Origin of the sequence: Streptomyces sp. SID11385, from assembly GCF_010548245.1 — a bacterium.
Lineage (GTDB): Bacteria > Actinomycetota > Actinomycetes > Streptomycetales > Streptomycetaceae > Streptomyces.
Genome location: NZ_JAAGLR010000495.1, coordinates 1 through 16,604, shown reverse-complemented (window position 1 = coordinate 16,604; position 16,604 = coordinate 1). Strand labels below are relative to the sequence as shown.

Genomic DNA, 16,604 nt, shown 5'->3' with positions numbered 1-16,604 from the left:
TACGGGCACGGTGCCGCCGCCCGAGGCGCGTACGGGCCCCGGCGCCGGGGCCCGTACGCGCCGCCCCCGGGGCGCGCTACGCCGCGCCGCTCACTCCGCGAGCGGCAGTTGCAGCTCGGTCACCCACGTCTCCTGCGCGCCCTCGCACTCCAGGTAGACCTCGCGGGTGAGCCCGGCGGGCCGGGCGTGCTCCGTCTCCAGCCAGCGCCCCAGGAGCTGTCCGGAGGCGAGGACGGTGTCCATCGCACCGTGGTGGACGAGGGTGGCCGCGCGGGCGACGGCCGGCAGCGTGAAGGGGCGCAGTCCGCTCCCGGCCGGCAGGCCGTCGCCGACCGGGAAGAGGGCGTGCACCTCGACGGGGCCCTCCTCGTCGCCCTGCTGGACGTAGTGGGCGATGCCGGGGCCCAGCGGGCGGATTCCGGCGGCGTCGAGGAGGCGGCACACCTCGTCGAAGAGGGGGCCGATGACGGGGGTGATGGCCCCGGGGTCGAAGGATCGCGCGACGGCGGTCAGTCCGGCGGCGCGGACGGCGGGCAGGGTCTTGACGACGATGTCCTGGGTGGACATGTGTCCCTCGCTCTCGATGACGTGGAGCCGCGCCCCGACCCGGGCGAGCCGCGCGCGGGCCGCCGCCGCCTCCTGTGCGAGCTGCGCCTGACGCAGGCGCAGCATCCCGCGCAGCTCGGCCGGGGCGACGTCCTCGGCGAGGAGGCGCCCCACCTCCTGGAGGCTGAAGCCGAGTTCCTTGAGCGCGATGACACGGTTGAGGCGGCCGAGCTGACCGGCCGTGTAGAAGCGGTAGCCCGTGTACGGGTCGGTACGGGCGGGGCGCAGCAGCCCCAGGGCGTCGTAGTGCCGCAGCATGCGGACCGACACCTGCCCGTGCCTGGCGAAGTCTCCGATGGTGAACATGACGTCCTCACTGCACGGTCTGACACGGGGGGAGAGTCAAGCACGGCTGCGCCCGGGGGGACGGACCGGTGGTGGGCGCGGGCCCCGCCCGCCGCTTCGTGACGCAATTGTTGAACGGATTCACCACGGGGACGGGGAGAATGAGGGCCCCGCCGCGGCCCCACCGCTCCGGACGGGACGACCCCTTATCCCTCCGGGCACGCCGGATTTCGCGAGAAAGCAGGACCGCACATGGCCCACTCCCCCGAGGACAGCGAGCGTCGGGGCGGCGCCGGGGAGCGACCCGGCCTCTCCAAGCCGGCCGTGCCCGAGCAGCCGCCCGGGGAGCGCGATCCCTTCGCGGTACGGGACGAGCCGCCGCGCCCTGATGACGGCCCGGGCCCGTACGCGCAGGCCCCCGGCGGCCCGTACGGCCAAGCCCCCGGCCCCTACGGTCAGGGCCCCTACGCCCAGGCCCCTGGCCCCTACGCCCAGGCTCCCTACGCTCCCGGGCCCGGCCCCTACGGGCAGACGCCTGGTCAGATGCCCGGGCAGGACCCGTGGGGCGGGCCGTACGGCGGGCAGTGGCAGGGCGGGAAGCCGCCGGGCGGCGGGATGGCCGTGGCCGCGCTCGTGTGCGGGATCGCGGCCGTGGTCTTCTGCTGGACCATCGCGGGCGGGATCGTCCTCGGGGTGCTGGGGATCGTCTTCGGGATCATCGCGTTCCGCCGCTCGCGCAGGACCGGGGCGCCGAACCAGGGGATCGGGCTCGCCGGGATCATCGTCGGCGCGGTCGGCGTCGTCGGTGGCGCGATCACCCTCGGCGTGGTCATCGCCGTGGCCACGTCGGACGACTTCCAGGACTCGTACGACTCCTTCCGCAACTACTCGGAGTGCCTCCGGCACGCGCAGTCGCCCGACGAACAGCGCATGTGCAAGGAGAAGTTCGACCGGGAGCTGAACGGCTGACGGCGCCTTACGGGTGCGGGGACCGGCGCTCCGCGAAGGGGCGGCCCCTCACCCCACCGCCGCCTCGCCGCCGCCCCGCCCGCCGCCGCGCCCGCGTGGGCGCGGGGCCCCGTTCCTGAGGCGGGAGCGGAGGGCGGCGAGGCGGGGGTAGCGCTCGCGCTGGCGCGAGGTGATGCGGTCGAGTTCCTCGATGAGGCGGGCCGAGCGCTTCTCGACGTCGAGTTCGTCGAGGATGCGGTCGGCCTCGGCGAGCAGGGCGCCGTAGAGCTGCCACTGCGCGGCCTCGGTGCGGACGAGGTCGAGCAGGAGCGCCGCGAGGTGGTCGCGTTCGGCGTGACTGGCGTCGAGGGCGCGGGTGAGCGCGTCCTCGGCGTCCTCGGCGCCCGTCGACAGGGGCGTCGTGATGAGCGCGGCGAAGCTCTCGACGGCGCTGCCCATGTGGAGCAGGAGCCGCGCGTAGCTGTCGGCGGCCTCCTCGGGCAGGGGGCGGCGGCCCGGGCGTTTGGCGGCGAGGTCGGTGAGGGTGCGGAACTGGACCCGCTGGACGACGGCGCAGATCTCCAGGGTGTCGAGCCCGGTGCGCAGGACGACGCGGTTGAGGAGTCCCTCGCGCACACGGGGGTTGAGGCGGGTGCTCTCCTCGGCCTGGCGCAGTTCCTCGTCGACCTCGGCGATGTCGTTGTCGAGGCGGCGTGCGGCGTGCAGCCAGTCGGCGGCGCGCGGGGCGTTGTAGTCCTCGCCGACCTGGAGGGCGACCTCGTTGTAGAGGCGGCTGCTGCGGCGGGCCATCGCGGTGATGGCCTCGTTCGCCGTGCGCACGTACACGGGTGGGGCGAGGAAGAGGTTGAAGGCGAGGCCGACGCCCGCGCCGATGAGGGTCTCGTAGACGCGGTCGAGGGCGGTGTTGGCGACCTGCGAGACGCCGAGGACGAGCATCGCCGAGATGGCGACCTCGGGGACGAACTCGCCGACCCGCACGATGCGGCCGATCACGAGCGCGGTGACGATCGTCAGCCCGAGGCTCCACCAGGTGAGGCCGACGAGGGAGGAGAAGCCGCTCGCGATGAGGACCCCGGCGATGACGGCGTTGACGCGGCGGATGCCGGTCCTGATCGTCGCGAAGAGGGTGACCTGCACGACGAGGAGGGCGGTGAGCGGCGCGGTGAGAGGCGCCGGTTGCGGCAGGAGGTTGACGGCGAGGACGTAGGAGATGACGGCCGCCGCCGTGGAACGCAGCGTCTGGGCGACGAGGGGCTCGGCGGTCCGGCGCGCCAGGCCCCTCACGGGTGCGGGCGCCTTGCGCGCCAGGGCGGTCACGGGTGCGGGCACTTCGGGCATTGCCTCATCTTGGCCACGCGGGCGGGAGGTGCCCGCCCGGCGCGCGGGTCCCGGCAGGTGATTCGTGCGGGGGACGGGGCGGCGGCGGGTAGGGGTCAAAGGACGAGGGCCCCCGCCGTACCGGGCGGGGGCGGTGACGACGGGAGCCGGAGCGATGGCGGACACGACGGACGGGGCGGAGGGGGCGGAGCGCGCCTCGGCGGGGAACCCGGGGGAAGGCGGCGGGAACGCCGCGTACGGGACGAAGCCGTTCAAGCGCTCGCGCAGCCATTTCGCGGACCGGGTGACGGCGGACGGGCGGGACGGCTGGCCGGTGGAGGCGGGCAGGTACCGGCTCGTGGTGAGCAGGGCGTGTCCGTGGGCGAGCCGGGCGCTCGTCTCGCGGCGGCTGCTCGGCCTGGAGGACGCGATCTCGCTCGCGGTGGCCGATCCGGTCCAGGACGACCGGAGCTGGCGGTTCACGCTCGACCCGGACGGGCGCGACCCGGTGCTCGGCATCCGCTACCTGGCGGAGGCGTACGACGCGCGCGAGCGGGACTACCCGGGCGGGGTGAGCGTGCCCGCGCTCGTGGACGTGCCGAGCGGCAAGCTCGTGACGAACGACTACCAGCAACTGACGCTCGACTTCGCGACCGAGTGGAAGGAGCTGCACCGGCCGGGCGCTCCCGACCTCTACCCCGAGGCGCGGCGCGAGGAGATCGACGAGGTCATGGACGGCGTGTACCGCGACCTCAACAACGGGGTCTACCGGGCGGGTTTCGCCGATACGCAGGAGGTGTACGAGGAGGCGTACGAGGACGTGTTCCGGCGTCTGGCGTGGATGTCACGGCGGCTGGAGCGGCAGCGGTACCTCGTCGGGGACTCGCTGACGGAGGCGGACATCCGGGCGTTCACGACGCTCGTGCGCTTCGACGCGGTCTACCACGGCCACTTCAAGTGCAACGCCCACAAGCTCGCCGAGGACCCGGTGCTGTGGGCGTACGCGCGGGACCTGTTCCAGACGCCGGGTTTCGGGGACACGGTCGACTTCGGCCACATCAAGCGGCACTACTACGGGGTGCACCGGGGCATCAACCCGAGCGGCATCGTGCCGCGCGGTCCCGAGCCGTTGTCGGCGTGGCTGAGCCCGCACCACCGTGAGGAGCTGGGCGGCTCCCCGTTCGGCGAGGGCACGCCGCCGGGTCCGGTCCCCTCCGCCGAGGCGGTGCCGCCGGTGCGCCGCGGCTGAGGCGCCGCGCACGTGCCCGCCCCCGCGCGCGTGGCCGCCGGGGGCGGCGGGTCATTCCTCCCGCTCGAAATCGGCCATCGCCTCCTCCACGTCGAGGTCGTGCCGGGCCGCGTCGTACAACTCGCGGACGAAGCCGCGCGCGGTCTCCTCCTCGGTGCCGGGCGCGGTCTCGCGCAGGCGGACGGTCCACTGCTCGATCGCTTCTTCACTCATGTCTCCAGGGGACTACGTGCGCGGGGACGCCGCCACTCGGGTGAGTGGCCCCCGCTCCCGCGCCCGGGGCCCGGGCTCAATGGGGCAGCAGGGCGCGGACGCGGGGGCGCAGGACGTAGGCGCCGACCCCGGCGGCCAAGGCGAGGACGCAGAAGGAGAAGGTGAGGCCCGCGGTGCGCAGGCCGAGGCCCTCGGCGAGGGCGCCGACGGCGATGACGGGCAGGGAGATGCCGACGTAGGCGAGGACGAAGTACGCGGAGAGCGTGGCGCCGCGCCGCTCGGCGGGGGCCCGCACGCCGACCGCGGTGGTGCCCGCGCGGAAGGCGAGCCCCTGCCCGAAGCCGCCCAGCAGGCCGCCGGCGACCAGGAGCCACAGCGTCTCCCAGGCGAGTCCCCCGGCGACCAGGAGGAGCCCGGCGACGAGCACGAAGCAGCCCGCGGGCAGCGCGCGGCGCACCCCGAAGCGGCCGAACGCGCTCTGTCCCGCGATGGACCCGGCGAAGACGAGGAAGACGACGAGCCCGGTTGCCGCGAGGTTGCGCACGCCGAGGGTCTGGCTCAGGAAGCTCGGCGAGACGGCGGTGAAGAGGCCGAGCAGGGCGAAGCCGGCGAAGGCCGCGCAGGCGGCGGGGACGAAGACGCCGCGCACGTCGGGCGGCACGGCGAGCCCGCGCGGGTGGGGCCGGGTGCGGGGGCGGGCCTCGGTGACCGGTTCGGGCAGCGTGAGCAGGGCGAGGGCGGCGAGCACGACGAGGCCGAGGTGGACGAGGTAGGGCAGGCGCAGGGGCCAGCGGGCGTACTCGGCGAGGATTCCGGCGACGAGGGGGCCGCAGCCGAGCCCGCCCATGTTGGCCGCGGTGGCGGCGAGCGAGGCGCGGGCGGCGTGGCGTTTCGGGGCGAGGTCGAGCACGTAGGCGGTGGCGGCGCCGGAGAAGAGCCCGGCGGAGAAGCCGGAGAGGAGCCGCCCGAGGAAGAGCGCGGGCAGCCCGCCCTCGAAGACGAAGCACAGCGCGCTGGCCGCGGAGAAGCCGAGGCCCCACCAGACGGCGGCGCGCCGCCCCGCGAGGTCGGACCAGTTCCCGGCGAGGAGCAGCACCGCGATGACGCCGACCGCGTACACGGCGAAGACGATCGTCACCATGAGCTGGCCGAAGCCGAGTTGCTCGCGGTAGAGGCCGTAGAGCGGGGTCGGGAGGGTCGTGCCCGCCATGCCGATGGCGAAGACGGCCGCGGCGAGCGGGTAACCGTGCGGGAAGCGGGGACGGGGCGCGGTCATGGGGCCACGGTAGGCCGCGCCGTCCCGGGCCGCCCGGCCGGGGCGCGTGCGGCCGGGGAACGGGGTGTCAGACGAGTTTGCCCGCGATGCCGCTGCGCCCCTCCGGCACGCCCTCCAGGGTGATGACGAGCTGTTCGCGCGCCCGCGCGCCGAGGACTTTGCCGACGGCCTCGCCGATCGCGGCGACGAGCCGGGCGGGCGCGTCGGGCAGGTGCGGCAGGTGGTAGGCGCCTTCGCGCAGGCTCAGGACGACGACCGGGTACGGGCCCTCGGCGGCCTTTCCGCCGACGCTGCGGCGGTGCGCGGGCAGGCCGATGAGGTCGACGGCGGCGAGCGCGCGCAGTTCGGGCCCGAAGACGGAGCCGACGGCGTCGGTGAGGGCGGTCTGGAGGAATGGTTCTGTCGTCCCGTCGAGGACCGCTTCGTCGACGCGCATGGTGAAGTGGGGCAAGGAGTACTCCGTTCGCCGGACGGGCGGCGGCGCCATGGTGGCCGGGGGCCGGGAGACCGGGCCCGGTGCGCCGAATACTCCGTCAGCAAAACATATTTACAAGCAAAGGTAAATGGAGGCTGTGGGATGCCGGGGCGGGAAGCGGAGAAGGACGCGGCGGGGAACGGGGCCGGGGCACAGGACGGGGCCGGTTCGGTGGACGCGGTGACCCGCGCGTTGCTGCTGCTCATGCCGCGGATCGTCGGGCGGGCCAAGCGGATGCCGGTGCCGGAGGCGTTGCGCTCGCTCGCGCTCGCCCCGCGGCACCTCTCGCTCTTCTCGTACCTGCTCCTCGACGGGCCGCTCACGGTCGGCGAGCTGGCCGAACGGCTCGGGGTGGCGCCGACGACGGCGAGCCTGATGATCGGCGAGCTGAGCCGCAAGGGCATCCTGGAGCGCCGCGAGGACGAGCGGGACCGGCGCCGCCGCATCGTGGGCATCGCCCCGGCGCACGAGCCCGCCGTCCGCGCCTGGCTCGCGCCGGGCGCGGCGGCGTGGCGCGCCGCGCTCGGCCCGCTCGACGCGGAACAGCGCCTGCTCTTCGTACGGACCCTGCGGGCGTACGAGGAGGCGGTGGGCGGCGCCGAGGACTGAGCCCGCGTGGCCTCAGGCCGTCAGGTCGGGGCTCGTGTGGTCCTTCGTCGCCTCCGGGGCCTCCGTGACGTCGAGGAAGACCTGGTCGGCCTCGGGCCAGCGTTCCGTGAGGCCCGCCTTGACGCGCTCCATGACCAGTTCGAGCTTCTCGCTCTCGTGACCGGGCGCGAGGTCCACGCGGGCCGCGACGAGGAGCGAGTCCTGGCCGAGGCGCATCGTGAGGAGGGTGGCCACGCCGTCGATCTCGGCCTGGGCGTCGAGGTACGCGGTGATCGCCTCGCGGGTGTCGGGGTCGGCGCCCTCGCCGATGAGCTGGTCGCGGGCGTCGGCGCCGAGCTTGAAGGCGACGAAGAGCAGCAGCACGCCGATGGCGAGCGAGGCGGCGGCCTCGTAGACGACCTGCCCCGTCGCCATGTGCAGCGCCATGCCCGCTATGGCGAGCAGCACGCCGAGGACCGCCGTGCCGTCCTCGGCGACGACCGTGCGCAGCGCGGGGTCGGAGCCGATGCCGCCCTCCTGCCCGCGCACCTGGAGCAGCGCCCGCGCCAGCGAGGTGCCCTCGGCGAGGAAGGCGACGCCGAGCACGACGAGCCCGACGACGTATCCGCTCGTGGACTCCTCGCCCGACGAGCGCAGTGCCTCGACCCCCTGGAAGACGGAGAAGCAGCCGCCCATCACGAAGATGCCGACGGCGGCGAGCAGCGCCCAGAAGTAGCGCTCCTTGCCGTAGCCGAAGGGGTGGCCGGGGTCGGCGGGGCGCTTGCTGCGGCGCAGCGCGGCGAGCAGGAAGACCTCGTTGAGGCTGTCGGCCACGGAGTGGGCGGCCTCCGAGAGCAGCGCGGGCGAGCCGGCGAAGAGGCCGCCCACGAGCTTCGCGACGGCGATGACGAGGTTCGCGGCGAGGGCGATCCAGACGGTCAGTTTGGTGTGCGCGTCACTGCTCTTCGTGGCGGGCGTGGCGCCGTCCGCCCCGGCGGAGGCGTCGGTGGGGGCGTCGGTGGGGACGTCCCGCTCCGCCGCGGCCGGCGCGGCGCCGCCCCGTTCCCGCTCCCCCGGCCTTGGCGCCCCGCCGTCCCGCGTCCTGGCGTCGTGGCTCTCGCTCATCGGTCCTCGCTCCCTCCCCGTCGTACGTGCAGAAGACACGTACAGCCTCCGGATACCCCGCTCCCGGCCGCTCAGGCGGACGCTCCTCGTGGACCGTACGGGCTGTGTCCTCACCTCTTCGGCCGTGCCGCGCGGCGCGGGGGGCGCGGGGCAAGGAGGGTACGCAGGGCGGGGCCGCCTCTTTCGCGCGACGGGGCGGCGCGACCCGTACGGGACCGTACGAGACGGGGAGAGGGAGCCGGATGCCGGAACCGACACGGCGGCCCAGCACGGACCGGGCCAGGAGAGGTGACCGGCAGGCCACCGACCGGATGCTGCGGACCCTGCTGCGCCGTCGCAAGAAGATGTACGCGGCCCAGGACGTGACGGTCACCGACCCGCCGCGTATCCGGCGCGCGGTGACCGCGGCGGCGCTCGGCAACACCATCGAGTGGTTCGACTTCGGGGTCTACGCCTATCTCGCGGGCACACTCGGGAAGGTCTTCTTCCCGTCGAGTTCGCCGGGCGCGCAGGTCGTGCAGACCTTCGCGACCTTCGCGGCGGCCTTCCTCGTACGGCCCCTCGGTGGACTGGTCTTCGGGCCGCTCGGGGACCGGATCGGGCGGCAGAAGGTGCTCGCCGTCACCATCATCATGATGGCGGCGAGCACCTTCGCCGTCGGGGTGCTGCCCACGTACGCCTCGGTGGGCTTCGCCGCGCCGATCCTGCTGCTCGTGTGCAGGCTTGTGCAGGGCTTCTCGACCGGCGGCGAGTACGCGGGGGCGACGACGTACATCGCCGAGTACGCGCCCGACAAGCGGCGCGGGTTCTTCGGGAGCTGGCTCGACTTCGGGACCTTCGTCGGCTACTCGCTCGGCTCGGGGCTCGTGACGGTCCTGACGACGGTGCTCGGCGAGGACGGCCTCACCGACTGGGGCTGGCGCATCCCGTTCTTCGTCGCGGGGCCGCTCGGCGTCATCGGGCTCTACCTGCGGCTCAAGCTGGAGGAGACGCCCGCCTTCCAGCGCGAGGAGGAGGGCCGCGAGGAGGCGCTCGCCGAGGGCGACCCGGTCGAGCAGGCACGGCAGTCGGGCAAGGGCAGGCTCAGGGACATCTTCGCCCACCACTGGGAGGCGATCCTCATCTGCATGGGGCTCGTCCTGCTCTACAACGTGACCAACTACATGGTCACGTCCTATCTGCCCACCTACATGTCCGAGACCCTCGGCGAGTCCGAGACGACCGCCCAGCTCCTCGTGCTCGGCACCATGGTGCTCGTCGTGCTCACCATCACGACGGTGGGCCGCAGTTCGGACCGCTGGGGGCGGCGCCCTGTCTTCTTCTTCGGCAGCATCGCGCTCATCGTCTTCTCGATCCCCGCGTTCCTGCTCATCCGTCAGGGCGGCATCCTGCTCCCGGCGATCGGCAGCGGCATGCTCGGGCTGCTGCTCGTGACGTTCGCGGGCACGTCCGCTTCGACGCTTCCCGCCCTCTTCCCGACCCGGATCAGGTACGGAGCCCTTTCGATCGCGTTCAACATCTCGGTCTCGCTCTTCGGCGGCACGACCCCGCTCGTCGCCTCGGCCCTGGTGGAGGCGACGGGCGACGAGATGGTGCCCGCCTACTACCTGATGATCGCCGGGGTGATCGGGCTCATCTCGACGCTCTTCCTGCACGAGACGGCGGGCCGCCCGCTCAGCGGCTCCGGACCGATGGTCGAGACGAGCGAGCAGGCACGCCGCCTCGTCGCCCGCAGCCGCGTCGCCGCCGGACGCCAGGCACGGGACGTGTGGCTGCGGCTGCGGCACCCGTGGCACGGAGCGGGGACGGAGGAGGACAAGGGCAAGAAACGGGAGTGAGAGCGGGTGGGGGCGGTACGGGGCGGTGGCGTTCGTACGAGCACGCGGCCCCGCGTCGCCCCCGCTACAGCGCCCGGTGCAGGCTGTGCAGCCCGACGTAGCCGCGTTCCGGGTGGCGGAAGCCCTCGGGGAGGGTGCCGAGGATCTCGAAGCCGAGGTCGCGGTAGAGGGCGAGGGCCGGGGCGTTGGTCTCGACGACGGCGTTGTACTGGATGCGCCGGAAGCCCGCCGCGCGCGCCCAGTCGAGGCTGTACGTGACGAGGGCGCGGCCCGTGCCGCGCCCCTGGTGCGCGGGGTCGACCATGTAGCTCGCGCTCGCCACGTGCGCGCCGTTGCCGGGGCGGTTGGCGTACATGTTCGCGGTGCCGAGGACCGTGCCCGCCTCCTCGGCGACGACGACGTGCGCGGGAGCGGGCAGCATCCACATCGCGCGGGCCTCCTCCTGCGTGGGGTGGAGGGGGTAGGTGAACGTCTCGCCCGCCGCGCAGATGTCCTGGAAGAAGGGCCAGATGCCCGGCCAGTCGGCCGCCGTGGCCTCACGTATCAGCATGCGAGCGATCCTCCGGGGGGCGTGAGACCGCGTCAAAGGCTTTTCGGTACGGCGACCACGCGGCGGACGGACATCGCGTGGCGGACGGCTGCGGCGTGGCGTACGGCCACCGTGCGGCGCACGGCTACGGCGCGGCGGACGGCTACCGCGCGGCGGCGCGCCGTTCGCTCTCCGAGGCGGTCATCGCGTCGACGCCGCCCTTGAGGAAGGCCATCGCGAGGGTGATCGCCTCGTTGCGGTCGGCGCCCTCGGGGTGCTCGACGATCTCGGTGATGACGGCCGCGGCCGCGGCGGCGGCGAGGCGCGGTCCGAGGGAGCCGGGGGGCTGGCCGGTGTCCTCGGCGAGGATGCCGGCGCCCTCCTCGATGACGGCCGCCATGCGTGCCGTCTTCACCGCCCGCAGTTCGGGGTTCGCCTCGAACATGCGCACGCCCATCTCGTCGAGTTCGTCGTGGCAGGCGAGTTCCTCGCGCAGCCAGCGTTCCAGGGCGTGTACGGCGGGGAGTCCGGGGGCACGCGAGCGCAGGGCCTCGGTGAGGGCCGCGACGGAGCTGTCGAAGGTGGCGAAGGCGATGTCCTGCTTGGAGCGGAAGTAGAGGGTCACCGTGCGGGGCGAGACCTCGGCGGCGGCGGCGATCTCCGCGACCGTCGTGGCGTCGAAGCCCTGCTCGGCGAAGAGTTCGAAGGCCGCGCGCGTGATGGCGGCCCGCCGTTTGGCCTTGCCCCGCTCTCGCAGCCCCGCCCCGTCAGTGACCCTGTTCATGACATCGAGCATAGCGAGGGGCGCGCCGCCGCGGACCCTCGGCGAACGACGAATTTACCGTCGACTGCAAAGATGCAGTAGAGTGCAGAAATCTCGCGGAGCCGGTCCGCGCGGCACAGCCTTGAACGGGAGAAGCCTGCCGTGGCACAACGTTTGTACGCGCTGGGACGCTGGGCGGCGCGCCGCCGCGGGCGAGTGCTCGCGGTGTGGGTCCTGCTGCTCGCGGTGGCGGTGGGGCTCGGCACGACGCTCAACGGAAAGCTGTCGACCGAGTTCTCGGTGCCGGGGATCGAGTCGCAGGAGGCGCAGGACCTCCTGAAGGAGAAGTTCCCCGAGGCGGCCGGCGGCACCGCGCGCGTCGTCTTCGAGGCGCCGAAGGGCGAGAAGCTGACGGGCGCGAAGGAACAGCGCGCGATCGGGGCGACGCTCAAGAAGGTCGCCGAAGTCCCGGGCGTGCTCAAGGTCGCCGATCCCGCGAAGACGGGCACCGTCTCCAAGGACCGCACGATCGCCTACGCGGACGCCGTGTTCGGCAAGCCGGCCCAGGACGTGCCGCAGTCCGCGAAGGACAGGCTCGACGACGCGCTCGACACGGCCCACGACGCGGGCCTCAAGGCCGAACTCGGCGGCACGGTCTCCACACCCCCCGTCGAGGTGGGCGGCCCCGCCGAGATCATCGGCGTCGTCATCGCCTTCGTCGTGCTCGCGATCACGCTCGGCTCGCTGCTCGCGGCCGGGCTCCCGCTGCTCACCGCCGTGATCGGCGTCGGGGTGGGCGTGATGACGGTGCAGTTCCTGTCCCGGTTCATCGAGATGACGAACACGGCGACCATCCTGGCCCTCATGATCGGCCTCGCGGTCGGCATCGACTACGCCCTCTTCCTCGTCTCCCGCCACCGCGAGCAGCTCGCCGACCCCGACGAGGACGTGCACGACTCGATCGGGCGGGCCACGGCGACGGCGGGCAGCGCGGTCACCTTCGCGGGGATCACCGTGATCATCGCGCTCGCCGCGCTGGCGTCGGCGGGCATCCCCTTCCTGACGGTGATGGGGCTCGCGGCGGCCGGCACGGTGCTCGTCGCGGTGCTGGTCGCGCTCACGCTCGTACCGGCGCTCCTCGGCTTCCTCGGCGAGCGGCTGCGGCCGAGGACGAAGCCCGCGGACGCCGGGGGCAAGGGGGGCCGCAGGCGCGCGCCCGGCGCCTGGGGGCTGGCCTGGGGGCGGCTCATGACGCGCTTCCCGATCCCCGTGCTCGTCGTGTGCGTCGTCGGGATGCTCGCCCTCGCCGTCCCCGCCAAGAGCCTGCGCCTGGGCCTGCCGAGCAACGAGACCCAGCCCACGGCGAGCACCCAGCACAAGAGCTACGAACTCCTCCAGAAGGGCTTCGGCCCGGGCTTCAACGCGACGCTGCTCATCGCCGTCGACGGGACGAAGGTGCCCGCCCAGGAACGCGAGGGCATCGTGAAGCAGGTCGCGGCGACGGTGCGGCAGGACCCCGACGTCGCGACGCTCGCACCGCCCAACACCAACAGGGACGGCACCCTCACGGTCCTCGGTGTCGTCCCCAAGTCCGGCCCCGACGACCAGCGCACCACGGACCTCGTGCACCGGCTGCGTGACGAGGCGACCGCGCCCGTCGACAAGGCGGGTGGCACGGCCTACGTCGCCGGGCAGACCGCGGCGGGCATCGACGTCTCCGCGAAGCTCTCCAGCGCCCTGCCGCTCTTCATCGCGATCATCGTCGTCCTGGCGCTCCTCCTGCTCATGATCGCCTTCCGTTCGGTCCTCGTCCCGCTCAAGGCGGTGCTCGGCTTCCTGCTCTCGATCGCGGCGAGCCTCGGCGCGGTGGTGTGGGTCTTCCAGTACGGGCACTTCGACGGCGTCTTCCAGGTCGCCGCCGCCGCGCCGATCGTCAGCTTCCTGCCGGTCCTGCTCATCGGGGTGCTCTTCGGGCTCGCGATGGACTACGAGGTCTTCCTCGTGAGCCGCATGCGCGAGCACTACCACCACCACCGCGACGCGCGTGCCGCCGTCGAGCACGGCGTGGAGCGCAGCGGACGGGTCGTCACGGCGGCGGCGCTCATCATGGCCTCGGTCTTCGGCGGCTTCATCTTCAACCACGACCCGATCATCAAGTCCATCGGCTTCGCCCTCACGATCGGCGTGCTCCTCGACGCCTTCGTGGTGCGCCTCACGGTCGTCCCTGCCGTCCTCGCCCTCCTCGGCCGCTACGCGTGGGCGCTCCCCCGCTGGCTCGACAAGGCGGTGCCGAACGTGGACATCGAGGGCGACGGGCTGCCACCGCGGCCGGGACCGGCGGCAGGGGCCCGGTCCGGTTCCCGGTCCGGGACCGGGCCGGAGTCGGGGTCGGGGGAAGGCGGCGCGAAGGAGTGACCCGGGGCGGCGCGGGGGCTCTCAGACGTGGGCCGTGAGAAACGCGTCGAGGAACCCGGCCACCGCGTCCGGCCGTTCGAGGTGCACATCGTGTCCGGCGCCCGGCACGCCGAGGGACCAGGCGTCGGGCCGCGCGGCGAGCATGGCCGCCACCGCTCCGGGGGCGAGGATGCCGCGCTCGGCGACGAGCAGCGCGACGGGCAGCGCGGGCGCGGTCCAGGCGGGCCAGGAGGGCGCGCGGACGAGGGCCTCGAAGAGGCGGGCGAGCACGTCGGCGTCGAAGCGGGGCCACCACCCGCCGTCGCGCTCTTCGAGCCCGCCCGCCCACGCCTCGCCCACCACTCCCCCACCGAGCCACGCGGCGGCCGTCGCACGGTCGGGGAAGGGCACGGGCCAGGAGCGCAGCCACCGGATCGCGCTCAGGTCGGGCGGACATCGGACGCGGGCCGTGCGTCCGCCTCGACGAGGGCCAGTGCCCGTACGAGACGCGGGTGTTCGTGCGCGGTACGGAGCGCGACGCGCCCGCCGAGCGACTGCCCGACGAGCACGGCGGGCCCGAGCCCGAGGCGGTCGAGGAGACCGGCGACGTCGCGGGCGTGCGCGCTCGCCCCGGTGTCCCCCGGCTTCCGCTCGCTGTCACCGTGCCCCCGCAGGTCCATCGCGACCACGCGATGCCCGCGCGCCCGCAGCCGGACGGCGACGGCCTCCCACTCCCCCGCATACCCGGCGAGGCCGTGCAGGAGCACGAGGGGCGGACCGTCACCGCCCCAGTCGTAGTGGGCCACCGACTCGGCCATGCGCGACGCCCTTTCACCAGGAGCAAATGCACGGTCCCGCAGCCAGGCTGACGGGACGGTCGTGCGTGTCAGTCCGTCTGCACCGCGAGTTCGGCGTCGGCGCGGTCCCTGACCTGGGCGAGGACGCGGGCCGTCGCGGCCAGGTCCTCGGCGGGGATGCCCGCCCAGACGCGGGCGGTCACGGGGGCGACCTCCGCGGCCGTGGCGGCGAGCAGGGCGCGGCCCGCTTCCGTCGCGCGGAGGTGGGGGCCTTCCGCGACGAGCAGTCCCGCGGCGAGGAGCACGTCGAGATCGGCGCGGACGGCGTCCGGGGCGGTCTTGAGGTAGCCCCGCACCTCGGCGACGAGGGCGTCAGGGGTGCGCGGCGCCTCGGCCGTCGCGGCGGCGCGGAGGGTGATCTGCTGCGGGAAGGTGATGCCGTGCCGGGCGAGGATCTTCTCCAGGACGGCGCGGGCGGCGTAGTGGGCGAGGGCGAGGTCACGTGGGCTGACGGCGGGTGTCGCGGTGGTCATGGTGTGCTCCTCTGCGTGCTCTGGTGGTCCGGTCCGGGTGGAGCGAGAGGGGTGCCGAGCAGGGTGGTCAGCTCGTCGGTGAAGGCGCGCGTCCGCGCGGTGCCGGGGCCGCCGAGCGGTTCCAGGAGTCGCTGGTGGAGTTCCTGGACGACGTCGACGGCCCGGCGCGCGACGTCCCTGCCTTCGTCGGTGAGGGCGAGCTGCACGGCGCGCGGGTCGCGCGGGTCGCGGGTGCGCGCGAGGAGACCGGCGGATTCCAGGGCGCGCGCCAGCTTCGACACGTAGAGCGCCTCCAGTCCGGTGTGGTCGGCGAGCCGGCGCTGGCTGGGCCGCTCCCCCGCCCGCCCCATGCCGTACAGGGAGGCGACGACGACGTACTGCGCGTGGGTCAGCCCCAGCGGGGCCACCGCGCGGTCGACGGCCACCCGCCACTTGTTGGCGAGCCGCCACACCAGATAGCCGGGCGTGGGTCCCGGCGAAGCCTTGCTCATGGCGAATAGCGTACATAGACATGATGTCCATGGCTACTGAATTCACGGCGGGAGGGAGCGAGCAACGGGGCGGCGGCAAGGAGGGCGGCAGCGCTCCCGTGCCGGTTCGGGTGCGGGTGCGAAGGGCAGGCGGCATGGTGGAGAAGGCGCTCCGGGGGCGTCCCGGGGCCGGAGCCGAGGAGAGGCGGAACACGCGATGCGTGGTGCGGAGCTGCTGAGCGACGGGTTCGGGCGGATCTCGGAGGAGGTGCACGCGGCGGTCGAGGGCCTGACGGGCGAGCAGCTCGGGGAGCGGCTCGATCCGGGGGCGAACACGATCGCGTGGCTGGTGTGGCACCTGAGCCGGGTGCAGGACGACCACATCGCGGACGCCGCGGGCCAGGAGCAGGTGTGGACCGGGGAGGGGTGGGCGAAGCGGCTCGGGCTGCCGTTCCCCGACGGGGCGACGGGGTACGGGATGAGCGCGGCGGAGGTCGGCCGGGTGCGGGTGAGCGACCCGGCGCCGCTGCTCGGCTACTTCGACGCGGTGCGGGAACGCACCCTCGCGTACGTCTCCGGGCTCTCGGACGCCGACTTCGACCGCGTGGTCGACGAGAACTGGTCGCCCCCGGTCACGCTCGGCGTCCGCCTCGTGAGCGTCCTCTCGGACTGCCTCCAGCACGCGGGCCAGGCCGCGTTCGTCCGGGGAGCGCTGGAACGGCGCTGAGCCCCGGGACCTCGCCCGCCCGTCCCCGTACCGTCACCCCGTTGTCAGACCCCGGTGCGAGGATGCCCGGCACGTAGACACTGCACCCACGGGACAGGGGTGACCGGGATGAGCGGGACGGCGACGACGGCGGTACGGGGACACGGGGCCCGGGAGGTGACGGCCGGGCGCGGTACGGCGGGCGAGCCGGTGATGCTCGGCGACGTGCTGCCGGAAGTGCTCCGCGCGCTCCACGGCGCGGAGGGCGCTCCGCGCCAGCGCGGCGGATACGCCGGCTCCCGGGCCGCTTGAGCCTGCCCTTGAGCCCGGCGTCCGGCTCTGCCTCGGAAAGGGCGGGCGCGCACGGCACGGCCCCGCCCCCGTGCGGGTACGGGGCGGGGCCGTGGTGCGGGCCGTCAACCCACGGGTACCGCGTCGCGTGGCGCGACCGGCCGCAGGGGGCGGCCCGGG

Annotated in this window: 19 protein-coding genes; 7 read left to right on the top strand and 12 right to left on the bottom strand. The window is 74.0% G+C overall.

Translation table 11 applies throughout. The annotated features are described in order from the left end of the window. Positions 1–90 precede the first annotated feature (90 nt). Entirely contained in the window at positions 91–912 is an 822-nt protein-coding gene (locus G3I42_RS15320) for a MerR family transcriptional regulator (RefSeq protein ID WP_164286323.1), read from the bottom strand. Between the two features lie 231 nt (positions 913–1,143). Between G3I42_RS15320 and G3I42_RS38225 the strand changes: the two genes are divergently transcribed. Next, complete coding sequence (locus G3I42_RS38225) at positions 1,144–1,860, top strand: DUF4190 domain-containing protein (protein WP_164286321.1); 717 nt, start codon at positions 1,144–1,146, stop codon at positions 1,858–1,860. A gap of 48 nt (positions 1,861–1,908) precedes the next feature. Here the strand turns inward: G3I42_RS38225 and G3I42_RS15310 are convergent, their stop codons facing one another. After that, a complete protein-coding gene (locus tag G3I42_RS15310) occupies positions 1,909–3,198 on the bottom strand; it encodes an aromatic acid exporter family protein (protein ID WP_164286319.1) in 1,290 nt (429 codons plus the stop codon). A gap of 154 nt (positions 3,199–3,352) precedes the next feature. Here G3I42_RS15310 and G3I42_RS15305 point away from each other — a divergent pair, with 154 nt between their 5' ends. Next, positions 3,353–4,426, top strand: a complete 1,074-nt coding sequence (locus tag G3I42_RS15305; RefSeq protein WP_164286316.1) for a glutathione S-transferase C-terminal domain-containing protein — start codon at positions 3,353–3,355, stop codon at positions 4,424–4,426. 51 nt (positions 4,427–4,477) lie between these two features. On the opposite strand, the gene G3I42_RS36970 is transcribed toward G3I42_RS15305, so the two are convergent. From G3I42_RS36970 to G3I42_RS15295, 3 genes are all read right to left on the bottom strand, one after another. Continuing rightward, a complete protein-coding gene (locus tag G3I42_RS36970) occupies positions 4,478–4,639 on the bottom strand; it encodes a hypothetical protein (protein ID WP_203606845.1) in 162 nt (53 codons plus the stop codon). Between the two features lie 76 nt (positions 4,640–4,715). Continuing rightward, on the bottom strand, positions 4,716–5,915 hold the full coding sequence (locus G3I42_RS15300) for an MFS transporter (RefSeq protein WP_164286314.1): 1,200 nt from the start codon (positions 5,913–5,915) through the stop codon (positions 4,716–4,718). A gap of 67 nt (positions 5,916–5,982) precedes the next feature. Continuing rightward, entirely contained in the window at positions 5,983–6,366 is a 384-nt protein-coding gene (locus G3I42_RS15295) for a hypothetical protein (protein ID WP_164286312.1), read from the bottom strand. A gap of 126 nt (positions 6,367–6,492) precedes the next feature. Here G3I42_RS15295 and G3I42_RS15290 point away from each other — a divergent pair, with 126 nt between their 5' ends. Beyond that, positions 6,493–6,999 (top strand): MarR family transcriptional regulator, encoded by a 507-nt coding sequence (locus tag G3I42_RS15290; protein ID WP_164286310.1) that lies wholly within the window; start codon positions 6,493–6,495, stop codon positions 6,997–6,999. A 12-nt stretch (positions 7,000–7,011) separates the two neighbouring features. Here the strand turns inward: G3I42_RS15290 and G3I42_RS15285 are convergent, their stop codons facing one another. Then, entirely contained in the window at positions 7,012–8,103 is a 1,092-nt protein-coding gene (locus tag G3I42_RS15285; protein ID WP_164286309.1) for a cation diffusion facilitator family transporter, read from the bottom strand. Between the two features lie 311 nt (positions 8,104–8,414). Between G3I42_RS15285 and proP the strand changes: the two genes are divergently transcribed. Beyond that, complete coding sequence (gene proP, locus G3I42_RS15280; RefSeq protein WP_164286324.1) at positions 8,415–9,941, top strand: glycine betaine/L-proline transporter ProP; 1,527 nt, start codon at positions 8,415–8,417, stop codon at positions 9,939–9,941. A 64-nt stretch (positions 9,942–10,005) separates the two neighbouring features. On the opposite strand, the gene G3I42_RS15275 is transcribed toward proP, so the two are convergent. Both G3I42_RS15275 and G3I42_RS15270 read right to left on the bottom strand, forming a co-directional pair. Further along, complete coding sequence (locus tag G3I42_RS15275) at positions 10,006–10,491, bottom strand: GNAT family N-acetyltransferase (protein ID WP_164286307.1); 486 nt, start codon at positions 10,489–10,491, stop codon at positions 10,006–10,008. Between the two features lie 142 nt (positions 10,492–10,633). Then, positions 10,634–11,254: a TetR family transcriptional regulator gene (locus G3I42_RS15270; protein WP_239096470.1), complete on the bottom strand. Its 621-nt coding sequence runs from the start codon at positions 11,252–11,254 to the stop codon at positions 10,634–10,636. Between the two features lie 141 nt (positions 11,255–11,395). On the opposite strand from G3I42_RS15270, the gene G3I42_RS15265 reads away from it, so the two are divergent. Then, positions 11,396–13,648, top strand: coding sequence for an MMPL family transporter (locus G3I42_RS15265; protein WP_343244550.1), 2,253 nt, complete (start codon positions 11,396–11,398; stop codon positions 13,646–13,648). A gap of 21 nt (positions 13,649–13,669) precedes the next feature. On the opposite strand, the gene G3I42_RS37600 is transcribed toward G3I42_RS15265, so the two are convergent. The 4 genes from G3I42_RS37600 to G3I42_RS15250 all read right to left on the bottom strand — a co-directional run bounded on the left by G3I42_RS37600 (position 13,670) and on the right by G3I42_RS15250 (position 15,448). Next, positions 13,670–14,038: a hypothetical protein gene (locus G3I42_RS37600; RefSeq protein ID WP_239096469.1), complete on the bottom strand. Its 369-nt coding sequence runs from the start codon at positions 14,036–14,038 to the stop codon at positions 13,670–13,672. 29 nt (positions 14,039–14,067) lie between these two features. Then, entirely contained in the window at positions 14,068–14,445 is a 378-nt protein-coding gene (locus G3I42_RS37595; RefSeq protein WP_239096468.1) for an alpha/beta hydrolase, read from the bottom strand. 68 nt (positions 14,446–14,513) lie between these two features. Next, positions 14,514–14,957: a MarR family winged helix-turn-helix transcriptional regulator gene (locus G3I42_RS15255; RefSeq protein WP_164286304.1), complete on the bottom strand. Its 444-nt coding sequence runs from the start codon at positions 14,955–14,957 to the stop codon at positions 14,514–14,516. Beyond that, the gene (locus G3I42_RS15250; RefSeq protein ID WP_164286302.1) at positions 14,954–15,448 is read right to left on the bottom strand and encodes a MarR family transcriptional regulator; all 495 of its coding nucleotides are present in this window, start codon (positions 15,446–15,448) and stop codon (positions 14,954–14,956) included. Before G3I42_RS15250 ends, G3I42_RS15255 begins: the two co-directional genes overlap by 4 nt. A gap of 196 nt (positions 15,449–15,644) precedes the next feature. Here G3I42_RS15250 and G3I42_RS15245 point away from each other — a divergent pair, with 196 nt between their 5' ends. Together G3I42_RS15245 and G3I42_RS15240 are read left to right on the top strand one after the other, a co-directional pair. Continuing rightward, entirely contained in the window at positions 15,645–16,154 is a 510-nt protein-coding gene (locus G3I42_RS15245; protein WP_164286300.1) for a DinB family protein, read from the top strand. 108 nt (positions 16,155–16,262) lie between these two features. Next, positions 16,263–16,445 carry a hypothetical protein gene (locus G3I42_RS15240; RefSeq protein ID WP_203606844.1) on the top strand — a complete coding sequence of 61 codons (183 nt, stop codon included), beginning with the start codon at positions 16,263–16,265 and terminating at the stop codon, positions 16,443–16,445. Positions 16,446–16,604 lie beyond the last annotated feature (159 nt).